The organism is Acinetobacter sp. UBA2581 (assembly GCF_002339435.1).
GTDB lineage: Bacteria > Pseudomonadota > Gammaproteobacteria > Pseudomonadales > Moraxellaceae > Acinetobacter > Acinetobacter variabilis.
Map to the genome: position 1 here is coordinate 11608 of NZ_DDLD01000040.1, position 17342 is coordinate 28949.

The 17342-nt window shown below is 39.9% G+C and carries 15 protein-coding genes and 1 tRNA gene; 7 read left to right on the plus strand and 9 right to left on the minus strand.

Translation table 11 applies throughout. The features are described from left to right. The 3 genes from B3Q46_RS04450 to sdhC are packed head-to-tail and all read right to left on the minus strand — an operon-like array spanning position 1 to position 2675. On the minus strand, positions 1 to 1899 hold the full coding sequence (locus tag B3Q46_RS04450) for an FAD-binding protein (protein WP_175967075.1): 1899 nt from the start codon (positions 1897 to 1899) through the stop codon (positions 1 to 3). Positions 1900 to 1911: 12 nt separating this feature from the next. Next, positions 1912 to 2277 (minus strand): succinate dehydrogenase, hydrophobic membrane anchor protein, encoded by a 366-nt coding sequence (gene sdhD / locus B3Q46_RS04455; protein WP_004782980.1) that lies wholly within the window; start codon positions 2275 to 2277, stop codon positions 1912 to 1914. Then, positions 2277 to 2675: a succinate dehydrogenase, cytochrome b556 subunit gene (gene sdhC / locus B3Q46_RS04460; protein ID WP_034705238.1), complete on the minus strand. Its 399-nt coding sequence runs from the start codon at positions 2673 to 2675 to the stop codon at positions 2277 to 2279. The genes sdhD and sdhC overlap by 1 nt, the downstream gene beginning before the upstream one ends. Positions 2676 to 3679: 1004 nt before the next feature. Here sdhC and gltA point away from each other — a divergent pair. The 3 genes from gltA to B3Q46_RS04475 all read left to right on the plus strand — a co-directional run bounded on the left by gltA (position 3680) and on the right by B3Q46_RS04475 (position 7627). Then, entirely contained in the window at positions 3680 to 4954 is a 1275-nt protein-coding gene (gene gltA, locus B3Q46_RS04465) for a citrate synthase (RefSeq protein ID WP_004782984.1), read from the plus strand. Positions 4955 to 5124: 170 nt separating this feature from the next. Next, positions 5125 to 5628 (plus strand): hypothetical protein, encoded by a 504-nt coding sequence (locus tag B3Q46_RS04470; RefSeq protein WP_175967073.1) that lies wholly within the window; start codon positions 5125 to 5127, stop codon positions 5626 to 5628. 373 nt (positions 5629 to 6001) lie between these two features. Next, a complete protein-coding gene (locus tag B3Q46_RS04475) occupies positions 6002 to 7627 on the plus strand; it encodes an NAD+ synthase (RefSeq protein WP_175967071.1) in 1626 nt (541 codons plus the stop codon). Positions 7628 to 7831: 204 nt separating this feature from the next. Here B3Q46_RS04475 and B3Q46_RS04480 read toward each other — a convergent pair. Further along, positions 7832 to 7908, minus strand: a tRNA-Met gene (locus tag B3Q46_RS04480). Positions 7909 to 8233: 325 nt separating this feature from the next. Between B3Q46_RS04480 and B3Q46_RS04485 the strand changes: the two genes are divergently transcribed. Together B3Q46_RS04485 and B3Q46_RS04490 are read left to right on the plus strand one after the other, a co-directional pair. Continuing rightward, complete coding sequence (locus B3Q46_RS04485; RefSeq protein ID WP_175967069.1) at positions 8234 to 8647, plus strand: hypothetical protein; 414 nt, start codon at positions 8234 to 8236, stop codon at positions 8645 to 8647. A gap of 417 nt (positions 8648 to 9064) precedes the next feature. After that, positions 9065 to 9505, plus strand: a complete 441-nt coding sequence (locus B3Q46_RS04490) for a universal stress protein (protein WP_005234607.1) — start codon at positions 9065 to 9067, stop codon at positions 9503 to 9505. A gap of 16 nt (positions 9506 to 9521) precedes the next feature. Here B3Q46_RS04490 and B3Q46_RS04495 read toward each other — a convergent pair whose 3' ends face one another. Together B3Q46_RS04495 and B3Q46_RS04500 are read right to left on the minus strand one after the other, a co-directional pair. Next, a complete protein-coding gene (locus B3Q46_RS04495) occupies positions 9522 to 9842 on the minus strand; it encodes an MGMT family protein (RefSeq protein WP_175968183.1) in 321 nt (106 codons plus the stop codon). 65 nt (positions 9843 to 9907) lie between these two features. Next, the gene (locus B3Q46_RS04500; RefSeq protein WP_034170445.1) at positions 9908 to 11407 is read right to left on the minus strand and encodes a cation:proton antiporter; all 1500 of its coding nucleotides are present in this window, start codon (positions 11405 to 11407) and stop codon (positions 9908 to 9910) included. Positions 11408 to 11624: 217 nt separating this feature from the next. Between B3Q46_RS04500 and B3Q46_RS04505 the strand changes: the two genes are divergently transcribed. Beyond that, on the plus strand, positions 11625 to 12179 hold the full coding sequence (locus B3Q46_RS04505; RefSeq protein ID WP_175967067.1) for a hypothetical protein: 555 nt from the start codon (positions 11625 to 11627) through the stop codon (positions 12177 to 12179). 49 nt (positions 12180 to 12228) lie between these two features. Here the strand turns inward: B3Q46_RS04505 and B3Q46_RS04510 are convergent, their stop codons facing one another. After that, positions 12229 to 13131 carry a KPN_02809 family neutral zinc metallopeptidase gene (locus B3Q46_RS04510; RefSeq protein WP_175967065.1) on the minus strand — a complete coding sequence of 301 codons (903 nt, stop codon included), beginning with the start codon at positions 13129 to 13131 and terminating at the stop codon, positions 12229 to 12231. A gap of 48 nt (positions 13132 to 13179) precedes the next feature. Beyond that, positions 13180 to 14106 (minus strand): DUF808 domain-containing protein, encoded by a 927-nt coding sequence (locus B3Q46_RS04515; RefSeq protein ID WP_175967063.1) that lies wholly within the window; start codon positions 14104 to 14106, stop codon positions 13180 to 13182. A 189-nt stretch (positions 14107 to 14295) separates the two neighbouring features. On the opposite strand from B3Q46_RS04515, the gene trpS reads away from it, so the two are divergent. Then, complete coding sequence (gene trpS / locus B3Q46_RS04520) at positions 14296 to 15309, plus strand: tryptophan--tRNA ligase (protein WP_104426456.1); 1014 nt, start codon at positions 14296 to 14298, stop codon at positions 15307 to 15309. Between the two features lie 351 nt (positions 15310 to 15660). On the opposite strand, the gene B3Q46_RS04525 is transcribed toward trpS, so the two are convergent. Continuing rightward, positions 15661 to 17112, minus strand: a complete 1452-nt coding sequence (locus B3Q46_RS04525) for a capsule assembly Wzi family protein (protein WP_175967061.1) — start codon at positions 17110 to 17112, stop codon at positions 15661 to 15663. Between the last annotated feature and the right edge of the window lie 230 nt (positions 17113 to 17342).

Below are 17342 nucleotides of genomic sequence, written 5' to 3' on the forward strand. Positions count from 1 at the left end.
TTAGAATGTACGTGGTTTAGGTGGAATCGCATCAACCGACAATGGACGGTAACGCACTGGCTTATACTCAAGACGGTTGTCCGCAGAGAACCATAATGTGTGCTTCATCCACTCATCATCACGACGACCGTATGGGTATGCAGGATGGTCAGGAGACTCTTCAAAGTCTACCACCGTATGCGCACCACGGCATTCTTTACGCGCTGCAGCTGAAATTAGAGTCGCTTTAGCAACTTCATACAAGTTTTCAACTTCAAGTGCTTCAATACGTGCTGTGTTGAATACTTTAGATTTGTCTTTCAAGTGAATGTTGCGCACGCGCGGTTCAATTGCAAGAATCTGTTTCACACCTTCTTCAAGAAGTGCAGATGTACGGAATACACCAGCGTGGTCTTGAACGATGTCACGAATCGCATCAGCAACTTCTTGAGCATTTTCACCTGTAGTTGATTCGTCAAGTTTACGAATACGGGCAACAGTTTGCTCAAGTACAGTTGTAGGAAGCGGTTCATATTCATCACCGTGGTGTTTAGTCACATAATCGATTATGTGCTGACCGGCAGCCTTACCAAATACAACCAAGTCAAGCAGTGAGTTTGTACCTAGACGGTTTGCACCATGTACAGATACACAAGAACATTCACCAATCGCATAGAAACCTTTCACTGGTTTAGTGAAGTTACGGCCTTCTTGGTTAGTAGAGTATGTATCAGTATTTTTATCGTAGTGAGTAACCAGTGCTTCAGTTTCTGGAGACTCTGGAACAACAACCTGACCATGAATATTCGTAGGAATACCACCCATTTGATAATGGATTGTTGGCACTACTGGAATTGGCTCTTTGGTGATATCAACGTTCGCGAATTTCTTACCAATCTCAAATACAGATGGCAGACGTTTCATGATGGTGTCAGCACCCAGGTGCGTCATATCAAGAAGGATATAATCACCTTTAGGACCACAGCCACGACCTTCTTTGATCTCTTGATCCATAGAACGTGATACGAAGTCACGAGGAGCCAAGTCTTTCAGAGTCGGTGCATAACGTTCCATAAACGGTTCGCCGTCTTTGTTACGAAGGATTGCACCTTCACCACGACAACCTTCAGTCAACAGTACGCCTGCGCCCGCAACACCTGTAGGGTGGAATTGCCAGAATTCCATATCTTGCAAGGGAATGCCTGCACGAGCTGCCATACCAAGACCGTCACCAGTGTTGATATATGCGTTAGTAGATGCACGGTAAACACGCCCAGCGCCACCTGTAGCGAACAATGTAGCTTTCGCCTGGAATACGGCAATTTTACCAGTTTCCTGGTCAATTGCTGTTACACCTAGTACATCACCAGCTTCGTTACGGATCAGGTCAAGCGCGATCCATTCAACGAAGAACTGAGTACCCATTTTCACATTGCTTTGATAAAGCGTATGAAGAAGCGCGTGACCTGTACGGTCGGCTGCAGCACATGCACGTGGAACTGCTTTTTCACCGTAGTTTGCAGAGTGACCACCAAATGGACGTTGGTAAATCGTACCGTCTGCGTTACGGTCAAATGGCATACCTAAATGTTCTAATTCGTATACCACTTGCGGTGCTTCGCGAGTCATAAACTCGATCGCGTCTTGGTCACCTAACCAGTCAGAACCTTTAACTGTGTCGTAGAAGTGGTAATGCCAGTTATCTTCTTGCATGTTACCAAGAGATGCACCGATACCACCCTGCGCTGCTACAGTGTGAGAACGTGTTGGGAATACTTTAGTCAGTACCGCAACTTTCAAACCTGCTTGAGCAAGTTGGTAAGAAGCGCGCATACCAGAACCACCACCACCAACGATAACTGCATCGAAAGTTTCGTGTGGAATATTTGTGTAATCTTCTTTAGGGGTTATAGCGCCCATGATTGTTTCCTATCAATTCGCCCAAAAAATCTGGATTGCCCAGATCGCATATGCAAATACAGCAATAATCACTGCTGAAGTCAGTACAAGGCGTAAACCTGATGCTGATGGACCCATTTGACGAGTAGTCACATAGTCAGTGAATACCTGCCACATACCGATCCATGCATGCGCAACAAGAGATAAGACTGCCAACAAAGACATGATCTTCATTGGAACTGTCATCATAAAGCCGTACCATTGCTCGTAGTTGAAGCCACCATTCAGTAGGATCCAACCAAACACCACAACGGTATAAACAGCTAGAACTACAGCACTAATGCGTTGGACAAACCAATCACGAGAACCTGAACCTGTTAAACCAGTAGCACTTTTCATTAGAGTACGATCCATACAAATGCTGCAACAATACCGATTGCAGACAAGATTAATGAAATAGTAGCTGCAGTACGACCGCTTTGCAGTTCTTCTGCAACGCCGATATCTGCAAGTAAGTGCTTAATACCAGTGAATAAATGATAAATTAAGCCGGCTACAAATACCCATACGATAAAGCGAACAAAGAAACCGTTAAAGATTTCCTGCACTTCAGCAAAACCTTCTGCTGAAGACAATGATTTATCCAACAGCCACAAAAGGACCGGTACGAGTAAAAATACGATGACACCTGAAAGACGGTGTAGAATTGATGCAATAGCCACGGGTGATTTTAAGTTTACTTCTAAAACTTGACCCATGGACAAATTGACAGGTCTGTTGCTTTTCACAGCGGGCATCCTGTAGTTAAAAACTCCATCCGGAGTTTGTTGGAATTAATTCGAAGGAAAGCTGGCATTATCAGGCAAATACATGCCTAAACATAAAACGACACTGAATTATAAAACGTGAACTATTAAAATACAAACAACTGTATTTGACTTTTTAAACAAAAAACCTTTAAATAAGAATCATTAACAACAACTTTAAGTTCTCCCTTACTTGCTTTATCTTCATATTTTCATTCTAGATATTTGTTTTTTAATAATTAACTTGATTAATTTAGTCTGCTATTCAGCCGAGCTTAGACTATGTAGATTTAGACTAAAGATGAACGGTAAAAATGTAATTTTGTCCCTAAGTCCTTATTAATCCCAAGTAAAATCATAAGGATATATTTCACAAATAAATAATGGCTATTTATATAAAGGTATCTCAATTTAGAATTTTTGTACCAAAACCCATTTATCTCTTTGTAGATCATAGTTTTTTTGATGTTTTTAGACATTTTAGATTCAAAAAAACACTTATTTATTTTTGTTTAAGTTGTATTAAACAAAGTGAAGCAAATTTGCGAACTATTTTTTAGCCGATTGAAGACAGCTAAAAAGAAAATTTATTGCTTTTATTTATAATTCAAGTTTGAAGTAAAAACTTAAGGAAATCGATGTAAGTTACGAGATTTATATAATTTTAAGTTGCAGCCTTAAAATATTTTCTCAATTTCTCCTTTATTTTTTGCTAGGAAAAAACGCTTACAAATACGGCAAAGACTATATTTTTTTCTGCACCTTCTGTTCAATTTGACTTATTATAAAGGTTTGGTACTGTGATTTTATTAAACTTTTTATACCAAGATAAATGACTAAACCACTATGAGAATGTCATTTTTCATCCATAAGTATAATTGACAAAATTTCAGTAGCCACTAATCTTATAGCAAATTTTTGATCCGTCCGTTTTGTGCATTAAAAGATTGATAGGCAACTCGGATATACATTCACCAGGACAGGAGATCTATTGAATGTCTGAAGCAACTGGCAAGAAAGCCGTTTTACAGCTTGATGGCAAAGAAATTGAATTACCAATTTACAGCGGCACATTGGGCCCAGATGTAATCGACGTTAAAGATGTATTGGCTGCAGGTCACTTTACTTTTGATCCTGGTTTTATGGCAACAGCTGCATGCGAGTCTAAAATCACTTTCATCGATGGTAATAAAGGTGTTCTTTTACACCGTGGCTACCCAATTGACCAGTTAGCAACTAAAGCTGATTACCTAGAAACTTGCTACTTACTTCTTAATGGCGAGCTTCCAACAGCTGAGCAAAAAGAAGAATTCGACGCTAAAGTTCGTAACCACACTATGGTTCACGATCAAGTAAGCCGCTTCTATAACGGTTTCCGCCGTGATGCTCACCCTATGGCAATCATGGTTGGTGTTGTTGGTGCGTTGTCTGCGTTCTATCATAACAATTTGGACATCGAAGATGTTAACCATCGTGAAATCACTGCGATTCGTTTAATCGCTAAGATTCCTACTTTGGCGGCTTGGAGCTACAAATATACTGTTGGTCAACCATTCGTTTACCCACGTAACGATTTGACTTACGCTGAAAACTTCCTGTACATGATGTTTGCTACTCCAGCAGACCGTGACTACAAAGTAGATCCAATTCTTGCGAAAGCAATGGACCGTATCTTCACACTTCACGCTGACCACGAACAAAATGCTTCTACATCTACAGTACGTTTAGCTGGTTCTACTGGCGCTAACCCATATGCATGTATCGCTGCTGGTATTTCTGCACTTTGGGGTCCTGCTCACGGTGGTGCGAACGAAGCTGTTCTTAAGATGCTTGATGAAATCGGCACTGTAGAAAACGTTGCTGGCTTCATGGAAAAAGTGAAAACTAAAGAAGTTAAACTCATGGGCTTCGGTCACCGTGTGTACAAAAACTTCGATCCACGTGCGAAAGTAATGAAAGAAACTTGTGACGAAGTTCTTGGTGCTCTTGGCATCAACGATCCACAGCTTGCTCTTGCTATGGAACTTGAACGTATTGCACTTTCTGACGAATACTTCATCAAACGTAACCTTTACCCTAACGTAGACTTCTACTCAGGTATCATCCTTAAAGCAATTGGTATCCCAACAGAAATGTTTACTGTGATCTTCGCGCTTGCTCGTACAGTTGGTTGGATCAGCCACTGGTTAGAAATGCACAGCGGTCCTTACAAGATCGGTCGTCCTCGTCAGCTTTACACTGGCGAAGTTCAACGCGACATCAACCGTTAATTCGGTTAGCGTTGAAAGACGTAAAAAACCACCCTTCTGGGTGGTTTTTTTATGACTGACAAAAACCAACACAACCAAGATGTGAAAAACTTAAAATAGTAAACCTGAAGAATTTTCAATTTCTGCAAATTTCTAGAAATTACTCTTATATCGTTAAGGATTGAGTTTTAATGCTGCTTTACCTGCTTCCCTTCATCCTGAAAATGATTCGTTTTGATCAGTTTAAAAGCCGGAACTTAACTTCAGGTGAAATCAAGCTTTGCCAACAAGTCTTTGCTGACCTGATTGACTATTCAGCAGTCCGTGTCATGAATCACCCTTTCCTACCCTGGCAATCCAAGCATGTGATTATGGCACCAAGTGGTTATATTCACGTCCGCAACCTGAATTATAGGGACGATTATTCTAAAGAAAGCCGTTCTTATCAGGCGCTTTTCATTCATGAAATGGCGCATATTTATCAATATCAGCAGAATATTAATGTGTTGTTTCAGGGTGCTTTTTTGCAAGCCGCTTATTTTTTAAGTATGGGAAAATATAATCCTTACAAATATCAATTTAATCCCAACAAATCCTTTTTAGACTATAACATTGAACAACAGGGAGATATTGCACGCGATATTTTTCTAAAAAAAATCCCTAATATTATTTTAAAAAATCAGTTAAGCAGATGATATTGAATATTTTTCACTCAAGTATTCTGTTGATTTCTATTTTTGGAAAATAAACTCATTTAAATCCAATTGAGTATTTTTTTGCATTTACCAGAATAAAAAAGCACCATAATAAGTCATTTCTGATCATAACTTTGTATATCTGTTTCAATTCTCCTGAAACAGCTCTAGCATCTGCCTCAAATTTCGATAAAATAAGCCAAGTATGATATTTTTAGCTCGCAAATCAAGATTTAATGATCATTCGGTCATGACTTTTTTAATTTTGGCCATTTGGCATTTTGTTCGTATCAAACTGCACTCAGCTGGATAATTAGAATTTTAAAAATCAGTGATTTAGTGTATTCACCTATAGGAATAGGACTTAATTGGAATGAAAAGTTTTAAAATTGCGATTGCTCAATTCTCTCCACATGTGGGCAATTTAGATGCAAATACGCAGACAATGATAGATTTGGCAAATCAGGCCAAAAAAGATAATGCTGATCTTATTATTTTCCCTGAACTTTCAACTTTAGGTTATCCGGCTGAAGATTTATTAATTCGTCCAAGTCTGGCTAAACGTACAAAACTGGCGTTTGAGAAACTGACTGAAGTAAAAGATATCGTCATGGTCTTCGGGTTTGTCAATCAAACCGAAGATGGTGAACGCTATAACTCAGCAGCCGTCATGAAAGATGGTGAAGTTTTAGGGGTTTATAATAAGCAAACTCTGCCAAACTATGGTGTATTTGATGAGAAACGCTATTTTGGTGAAGGACATCAGCATCTGGTCTTCGAATATCTGGGACACAAGTTTGGTGTTCTGATCTGTGAAGATGTCTGGTCATTATCTACCGTTCAACAGCTGGCTCAATTAAATATTGATACTGCGCTGGTTCTAAATGCTTCTCCATACGAAGTTGGCAAACCGCAACACCGTATCGATACCATGGCTGCACTGGTCAAACAGTTGAATATCAATTTGGTGTACTGTAACCAGGTAGGTGGCCAAGATGACCTCATTTTTGACGGCACCAGCTTTGTACTCAATAAATCAGGCGAAGTGGCTCTACAAGCGCCTAGCTTTGAAAAAGGCTTGTATATCGCTGAATATGATGCAGAAAAATTAGAGTTTAGCAAAGGCACGATTACTCCAGCCCTAGAAACCATGGCTGAGATTTATCAAAGTCTGGTGATGGCAACTCGTGACTATGTACAGCGTTCAGGTTTCCCAGGCGTGATTCTGGGTCTGTCTGGTGGTATTGACTCTGCCCTGACTCTTGCCATCGCAGCAGATGCGATTGGCCCTGACAAAGTCCAAGCAGTGATGATGCCTTATACCTATACTGCTCAGATTAGTGTAGAAGATGCCACTGAACAGGCGAAAACGATGGGTGTAACTTTCGGTATTGCCGAGATTAACCCGATTGTAAATGGCTTTCTGCAAACTCTATATCCGTTCTTTGGTAATGCCCCTGTAGATGCTACTGAAGAAAACCTGCAAGCGCGCGCACGCGGTACGTTATTAATGGCGCTTTCTAACAAGTTCGGCAATCTGGTTCTGGCAACCGGTAATAAATCCGAACTTGCCGTTGGTTACTGCACACTATATGGCGATATGGTCGGCGGCTTCGCGGTATTAAAAGATGTTTATAAAACCATTGTGTTTGAACTGGCAAAATACCGTAACAGCATCGCAGAAACTCCAGTAATTCCTGAGCGTGTCATTACTCGTCCACCATCAGCAGAACTTCGTCCAGATCAGGTCGATCAGGATTCATTACCGGCTTATGAAGTGCTTGATGCGATTCTTTATGCTTATATTGAAGAAGATCTGAGCCAAGATGACATCATTGCCAAAGGCTTTGAAGCTGAAGTCGTGAAAAAAGTGATTCGTCTAGTTGATATTAACGAATACAAACGTCGTCAAGGGGCAATTGGTCCACGTATCAGCTCGCGTTCTTATGGTCGTGAACGTCGCTATCCGATCGTTAATGGTTGGAAAGCAGGTATCTAAGTTTTAACAAAACTAGATTAGCCATAATGCCCAAGTAAATGCTTGGGCATTTTTTTATCTTTAAGCAATAAATAGGGTTAAGAAATTAAAAGAAGATTCAAAAATTTAAACAGACAGAAATTTAGAAGAACTTTCTCTTAATTTTTTATTAATATTTTTATGGTACAAAAAAAGAGACCAAGCTGAGAGCTTGGTCTTTAAAAATGGTGGCTATGACGGGACTTGAACCTGTGACCCCCGCATTATGAGTGCGGTGCTCTAACCAACTGAGCTACATAGCCGTAAACTGTGTGCGCATTATCGTAATTTCAGGTTGTATCGTCAAGCATTTTAAACCACAAATGTTCAGTCTTTATGCAAATTAATCATAAACTCTTAAACTTTGTACAAATCATGCTTTAATTCGAAACCTATTAGCAAATACTATGAAAATTAGTATCTTTTTTTAAAGCCAAATCTGAATCGAAGTCGTATCAAATAATATTTAATCTTAAGAATAACTTGCTGAAGAAACAAAATAAAAAGTGAATCTACTACCTTTTCCTATCGCTATAATGCTTTTCCAAATATGACCAATAGTATCTCTGGATTAAAGCAAAACTGAAGATGACGAAATTCAAAATATACCTAAGCCTGCTCCTATTGAATTTTACAAGTTTAGCCACTGCAACTGTTATTCATCCAAGCAGCAGATTTTTAGGATGTGAAGATGTAAAGGATCTGGCTCAAGAAGTCATGCTTTTTAGACTCAAAGGTGCACCTCAGAAATGGATGATTCAGCAAATAAAGCAGCACTACGGTACAGCGAATGATATCCATGCTCTGATTGGTATAAAACTTACTGAAAAAGCGTTTAAATATGAAATACCACATGATCAGTTTGAACGTTCAGCCTTAATTAAAAACTTTGCAATTGATCACTATAATGAATGTGAGAAATCCATTTCAGATCATGATAAATCTAAACAAGAAAATAACGGTATTACCCTACCCTCGGAAAGGGAAATTTTAGAACACTAAAATTATGCTGATAGAAGCTTACTATTAGAAATAGCAGGCTATCTTTATGCAGTTTGATAGATTTTTTATTATTAAAATCTCAATTTTAAACCTGTCCCTACAGTTTTATATAACAGGGATTTTTTGAATCTAAAATTACAGGTAATAATACATTATTAAAATTAGATGGCTTTCTTAACCTAGTTCATTAATATTCTAAAATCATATTATTTTTATCTTAAAATATAATTATAAATCAAAAACTTATAAAACACACCAACCATTAAAAATTATTGCTTTGTTAAACATAATACTGAGGTATTTACTTGGTTTTATTTTTATAAAATACGCGCTATGATCAAAGTATAAACAACAATTCGTACACGATTTTAACGCGTCATATTTTTATAAAACTTATTTCCGATAAGGAGAATTCTAATGTCATTTGAACATATTTTAGTACCCGTTGACGGTTCAGAAACTTCCTACGCTGCAGTCGATAAAGCCGTCGAAATTGCCAAAGCATTTAATAGTAAAGTGACAGTGGTTCAGGTGCTGGCACTTGATCCCTATATTGCTGCTGAATACATTACAGCAGCTCAAACCAATGATCTGGTTGAACGTGCCCGTACCGCGATTTTAAAAACACTTGACGAAGCAAAAGCAAAATTTGCTGCGGCAGGTATTGAGGCAGAGACTCAGTTACTTGAAGGTCAGGTGATTTATAGCGAAATTGTCAAGGCAGCTGAATCCTTGAATACTGATCTGATTGTAATTGGTTCACATGGCCGTACTGGATTTAAGAAACTGTTCCTGGGAAGTGTTGCGCAAAGCATCTTGGGACAGGCCAATGTTCCTGTAATGGTCATCCGTAAGTAATAAAAAAATCCCCACTTCAATTAAGTGGGGATTTTTCTTTTAAAACAAATCCATCCCATTGAAACTGCTTTAAGCTGACCCGATTTCCAGCACATAGAATCCCTTCTGCGCCTAATTTTTGCTGTTGAATATTATGTCCATATTCATCCAGTTTATTGAGACTGATCTTACCTTGAGCATTCAGGACACGATGCCAAGGCAAATCGGTTTCTGTATCAAGCTGACTTAAAACCCTACCTACCAGACGTGCATGTTTAGGCAAGCCAGCCAGCTTAGCGATCTGTCCATAGGTCGCTACCTTTGCATAAGGAATTTGGCTAACCACACTCAGAATCATTTGTGCCATTTCCTGGCTTGCACTTGATGTCATAGGCTTTCAATCTTGATAGAAACTTCTAACAATTAGAAATTCTCCGGATTCTCTAAACGCTTCACTTCCTGTACTTTGTCAGGATGATGCACTGTTGCTACTCCATCTGCATCTTTCTTATCAATCAGCATTTCTGGCTGGAAGATGGTGATGGTTTCATTTCCATTTGCATCCTCCCCTACAATATACTGAAAACCGCGACGGTTCATTTTGTGGCACATCCGCTGATACCAGCCTTTAAAACCTTGGGTTTCTTCATTCGGGTTGTAATAAAAGGCATTCATTACGGCTGGCAAACCTAGGCCACAAACCACCCCTGAAAGAAGCACCACAATAAAGGTATATCCAATCAGAATACTGCTATATGCTTCCAGTTGTGGAATATTGGCCACTGCCAGAATCAGGGCTAAGGAAATCCCGCCACGTACACCGCCCCAAGACAGAATGGTTAAACTGCCGTTATAACTCTTCTTGCGCATTCTAGGGAATAATGCAAAAGACAGATGGTTGGCCAGGAAGCGTGCCAAATGCAGAATTATGAAAGCGACAATCCCACCTAGAACCAGACTGGTGCTTAGATCAATAATGAACAATTCCAGACCGATCAAGGTAAACAGGAAGGAATTGATAATCCCCTCTACCGTATGCCAGAAATGGTTTACATCACCGATATCTGCATCAGCCAGAATTTCTTTCCATTTATTACCGACGATCAAGCCGCCGATTACACAGGCAATTGGTGCAGAAGCATGCGCCAGTAAAGCAACCAGATATGAACCACAAGCCAACAGTGCAGTAGTTAATATCAGTGATTCCATTTCATGCTTACCGCGCAGAATACGTAAAATCGCCAAACCAAACCCAATTCCGATCAAGACTGCCACGACAATTTCATAAAGCAATGTTTGCAGGACGGCGAGTACGGTAAAGTTTTCACCTTGCAGTACATTTAATAAGGTCATAAATAATGCAATACACATGGCATCATTAAACAGCGACTCACCTTCCAGCTTCACGATCAAATGATGGGGTGCGCGTACCGAACTGAGTACACCTTTAATCCCAATGGGATCCGTTGCTCCGAGCGCAGCACCGAGTAATAGTAGAACCAATATATCGACGTGGTTACCAATCAGAAACTGATAACAGTACAGCGCAATACCAAAGAAAACTGCACAGAAAACCAATGCCAGACTGGCCAGAATACCAATCGGCCGCCAGTGATTGCGTAAATCTGAAACCTTAAACTTCAATGCGGATGAAGTCAGAATAAAACAAATCACACCATTAATCAGGAAGTCATAAAAATCGACATGGCGAACTGCTTTCTCAATATTATCAATATTGATGCTAAAAAATGGATTACCCTGTAACAGGCTGGCACACCATTGCAGGATAAATACAAAAATAGCGGAAACAATCGGCACACCAATGGCTTGAGGAAAACTTAGAACACGTTTGTTGAACATGGTAGTGGCAATTGACAGAGCAAAGACCACCGTCAACAGTTGTAAAAAAAAGAAACTTCCCATTAGGTTTCCTAAGATTTGGCAATTTGCAGCCGTGAGCTGAAAGATTTACTTAAAATATAAGTTTAAAAAAACAGTATATTTTAGCGGATCAAGTTTAGTCCCATTTTTTTCGAATTAAGTTAAGTTTCTTTTCTATATTCACAACTGATGATTTAACATACAGTCTTAAAGCACTTTATTGCTCATCCCTCTTCTTTCTATTTAGAAATTTTCTCCTATGCATCAAACTGTCAAAACCATATTCCGTCTATGTCTCGCTGCTGTCATTTTTTCAATCACACTTTCCTTGATGTTCACCTGTGTTGCCAAAATTCAGGAAATCCTGAAAGCAGATCAATATTATCAGCAAGCTGTGAGCATTCCTTTAAAAAGCAATACCAAAGCGCAATATGTACTGGTGTCCAATAATCAACGTCCAGACAATGCGCTGTTTATCCTGATTGCGGGAAATGGTTATGTAGCAAAAATCAGCTGTGAGCATTATGCTGCCCTATGTACTGATGACTACAATCAGTCACATACCCGGCAGATTCAGAATATTAATTTAGTAAAAGTGAGAAATTATTTTTATATTGAAAATATTCAGTTCCAAGATAGTCGAACTGGTCAGATCACTAAACTTAGCTATTCCAAAAATGAATTGAAGCAATTTTATAATGATGACATCAGCAATTTAAAATATATTCTCTTTGCGATTTCGCTATTTGCCTTGGCTGCCTTATTTGTCAGTATCAAGATTTTGAAAAACTTCCGTCGTTTTCTGGAAAAATAACTATTCAATCATTAGGGGAGCATTTGCTCCCCTTTTTTGATCTTTAATTTTAGATATTTTGATTAAAAGTATCGCAAGCAGACATCTGACCTGATTTCAGGCCGGTATTAAACCATTTTACCCGCTGTGCACTGGTACCATGCGTAAAGCTGTCCGGTACGACACGGCCTTGTGCCTTTTTCTGCAGATAGTCATCACCGATCTTGTGTGCCGCATCCATTGCTTCCTGCACATCACCCTGCTCCAGGAACTGCGTACGCTCATGGTTATGATAAGCCCATACCCCAGCCAGACAATCGGCCTGTAGTTCTTGTCGTACAGAAAGCTGATTGCCCTGTGCTTGAGTAGCTTGTTGACGTGCCTGCTGTACCTGTGAAGAAATACCTAAAATGGTCTGGATATGATGACCTACCTCATGCGCTACCACATAGGCTTGAGCAAAATCACCTGCCTGATCATTGCGAGATAACTCGGTTGAGTTCTGTTCCCCGCTGATTCCCATCTGAGTACGCATATCTTTAAAGAATGCTGTATCAATATAAACTTTCTGGTCTGCCGGACAATAGAAAGGTCCCATGGCCGATTGCGCTGTACCACAACCAGAATTTACCACACCACTAAATAAAACCAATTTGGGTGCAGTATATTGCTGGTTCAGCTGCTGCTGAAATATTTGAGACCAGGTATCTTCTGTATCGGCAAGCACAGTTCCTACAAAATCGATTGCTTCTTGCTGCTCTGGCGTTGGATTTTCCAGACCCCGTGTTTCTGCACTAGAAACACCTTGCGTGACCTGCTTGGTGGTTTGATAGGCTTGCTGTGGATCAACGCCAAAAAACTTCCAGGCCACGAAAGCAATAATCAACCCGAGAATACTGATTCCACCGGCTTTGGCACCACCGCCACGACGGTCTTCTACATTGCTACTAACACGACGTCCTTTCCAGCGCATAGTGAGATTCCTTATAGTTTAAAGTCAGCTTATTTTAACGGGCCTAATTTATGCCTGCTTTGGTTTCGATCTGATTTTTTGAATAAAGCCAATCAATATAAATACGATTAACCCTGCCACAAAACCAATCACCAGATTAATTAATGTAGGCGTAACAGCCCCTACGATACTTCCTAGGTTAGGAATATGCTCTACATACTCAACTGAATCTTCAGTGAAATGATGAAACCATGGAATGGTATGGGCGATAATCCCGCCACCGACCAAGAACATCGCAATCGTACCTACAATCGTCAGGGTTTTCATCAACTTAGGGGCAAAAGCCAGTAATCCACGGCCTATACTTTGCTTGAAGCTAGATACTTGTTTAGTCAGGTACAAACCTAAATCATCAATTTTAACAATCATGGCAACGAAGCCGTACACCCCGACTGTCATTAATATGGCGATCCCTGCCAGTACGATGACCTTGGTGGTAAAAGCTGCGGCTGCCACGGTGCCCAAAGAAATCACTACAATTTCCGCAGACAAAATAAAGTCAGTTCGGATCGCACCCTTAATTTTCTCTTTTTCAAGTGTGGCCAAATCGGTTTCGATCGTAGTGAATTCAGCCTCAGCATCTTCTTCAGTCTTGGCTTTTTTATGCTTTAAGCTATGCAGAACTTTTTCTACGCCTTCATAACAGAGAAACAAACCGCCAATCATCAGTAAAGGATTAATTAACCAGGGCGCAACCACACTAATAAGTAAAGCCAAAGGAACAAGAATCAGTTTATTAATAAAAGAACCTTTCGCTACTCCCCACACTACAGGAAGTTCACGTTCTGCCCGTACACCACTGACTTGCTGGGCATTTAATGCCAAGTCATCTCCTAAGACACCTGCTGTCTTTTTTGCAGCCATCTTGCTCATCACTGCAACATCGTCTAAAACAGTCGCAATATCATCCAATAATATTAATAAGCTGCTCGCCATTCTTGTTATCCTTATCATCTTTAGACATATTTTAATGAAAATATTTAAAAAATATTGTATTCACTTGTTTAATTAATAAGATTTTTTTACTACGACTTTTTTTCTGGCTGACATTCAAAAACAGAATGCCGTACAATGTGGCCATTCGTTAAAATATAGATGTAGTACAGACTACTTTTGGAATAGATAATGAGTAATCAAGATAATCGTCCAGTAATTTTGACTGGCGACCGTCCTACCGGACAGCTTCACCTTGGCCATTTTGTCGGTTCATTACGCTCTCGCGTAGGTTTACAAGATTCTCACCATCAACATTTGTTACTCGCTGATGCTCAAGCCCTGACAGATAATGCAGATAACTTTGAAAAAGTACGTCGCAATATTATTGAAGTGGCGACAGATTATCTGGCTGTCGGCATTGATCCAACCAAAACTACAATCTGTGTTCAGTCTTGCCTGCCAGCCTTAAACGAATTGACTATGCTCTATCTGAACTTTGTGACAGTTTCACGTCTAGAGCGCAACCCGACCATTAAATCTGAAATTCAGATGCGTGGTTTCGAGCGTGATATTCCGGCAGGTTTCTTATGCTATCCAGTGGCTCAAGCAGCAGATATCACAGCCTTTAAAGCCACTGTAGTTCCGGTGGGCGAAGACCAGATTCCAATGATCGAACAGACCAATGAGATTGTACGTCGCCTTAACCGTCAGATTGGCCGTGAATTACTGCCTGAATGTAAGGCGCTGCTTTCTAATGTGGGACGCTTACCAGGTTTTGACGGCAAAGCGAAAATGTCTAAATCATTAGGTAATACCATTGTTCTAGATGCTTCTGATAAAGATATCAAAAAAGCTGTCAATGCGATGTATACCGATCCGAATCACCTGCGTATTGAAGATCCAGGCCAGGTTGAAGGCAATGTGGTATTTACTTACCTGGATGCTTTCGACACCAATAAAGAAGAACTGGAAGAATTGAAAGCACATTATCGCCGTGGTGGTTTAGGTGATGGTACAGTAAAAAAACGTCTGGAAGGTATTCTAAAAGAGCTGATCGGTCCGATTCGTGAACGTCGTATGGAACTGGCTAAAGACCCGGATTACATCATGGATATTTTGAAAACGGGCACAGATAAATGCCGTGATATTACACAGACCACTTTAGATGAAGTAAAAACAGGCTTAGGTGTTTTCCATTTCTAAAATAGACAATATTTAAAAAAAAGCCCTTCATATGAAGGGCTTTTTTTATTTAAGTCCAAAATGCGCAAAAATAAGGCAAGTTTCCACACAGATTCTTCATAGTTTTAACCTTACTTAACATCTATTAACATGAATACTGATGAGTCACATGAGAATGAGTCCTAATATACTTACATACAGTAAGCAATCAAATTTAACTCTCTCCACAGTTAATCTTGATTTAGTTTTGAAAGAAACTTCCTTTTTCTACGCAATGACAACCCCAATCATTGCGTTTTTTTTGTCTGTAATTTTTGAAAATATAAAAAAATCCTGCCAGATGAGCAGGATTTTGTTGTTGGCTCTTGAATATTAATATTTGAACAAGCCTTTTTCTAATGGAATTTCAATTCCAATAGAAGCACCGCCATCTTGACCATTTACATCTGAGTCACTTATCCAAGCATTAATTTTAAGTGGCATTTCTGGACGAATATAATGCGACCAGGTGACATCTAATGCTTTAATTTCATCATCAAAAGCAAAAGCAGCATTATTTGCACTTGCACGTGCAGACTGATTGACTTCAGCAAACAATACCCGGCCTGATAAGCGGTTCATCGGATCAACACGGATATCACCACCTACTGAAACCATCTGCGCATCACCACCTAAAGCATGTGCCAGCGGATAACCATGCTGATAAAAGCCATCAGTATAATTGGTATGGTTATAAGAAATACCGCGCACCTTGCCGTTAGTCCGTGTATCTGCCCATTCTGTATAAAGTTGATATGGCATATTTCTTACAGTTGCAGAATAGTCTATCCCAGCCAGATACATTTTCTTCGCAGGGAGACCACCTGCTTCATCTTCACCAACATATTGCCCATAGAAGCCCATAGGCACCTGTGTCAAAGGAAACAGATTCAGACGTGCATCAAAACCAGCGATCTGGTTCGATGGGTCAGGTTCATCCGTACCACCATTATCTTTATTCCCGACAAAAGCATCCCATAGTGAACTTAAGCTTTCAGGACGTCCTTCCCCACCCCACTGAATCGCACGAGAAGCACCTAGCTCCAAGTAAGATAAAGGTTGGGCAGTTACACGAAGCCCAATAAGTTTGGCATCTGGAACAGCAGTATAATCATCCAATTGGCCCGCAAAAGCCTGATATTGCCACGGCCCAATCCAGGACAGCCATTTAGTTTCAAAAGCGGTTTGTTCTGCACGTTGTGCCATAAATCCATATACTGGGCGGCTAGCATCGCCACGAATCAAGCTGCCATCATGTCCCGGACCCCAATAGGTCGGAATTTGGCCAGCAATCAGCCATTGATTCCAGAGTTTCCCTGCAAGATAAGATCCTTCCAGATTCACATCCTGATCATTCTCAATTTGTCTATCTTTTTCGGCATTAACTCGGAGCTTGGCATCCCAGTTTTCGCCACCTGCATTAAACTCTAAAGCTGCCTGAAATTGTGCCTTTTGCTGATCGCCAAAGGCTTGAGGAATATCTTTTGGATCACTTTCCGCAAATAAGCCTACTTTGAGCTGCTGATTGTCTGCTGTTAATTTTGCCAGAACTGAATCAATAACACGTTGTTGTACTTTGTTACTCACTTGTGCATTGGATAGAGCACGTTGAATTTCATCCCCACTGAGCGGCCAGGTCGAGGTACTGATCTGGATCACCCCTTGCTGGTTTAACCAGTTCAAGTCAGTACGAAGATTTGCATCATTCAGAACCAGCCCTTGAGCAAAAACAGGAAGCGAAAGCGTCGTAAGAAGTGCACTTAATAATGGTTTTTTTAGAAACATGGGATCAATATTCTCAAGTTTATTTTTGCCTAACCATAGATATTTCAAAAACAATATTCAATGGCGAAACTGTATCAGTATAATATGAAACCCTAGATTTAATTGACTTTTAAAATAAAAAATCGCTTCAAGAAATGAGATAGAAATACAAAAATGAAATCACAAATGTAAAAAATAGAATGAAATAATGCTGGTTTTTAATTTTATTTAAAATAAATACTGAACACATA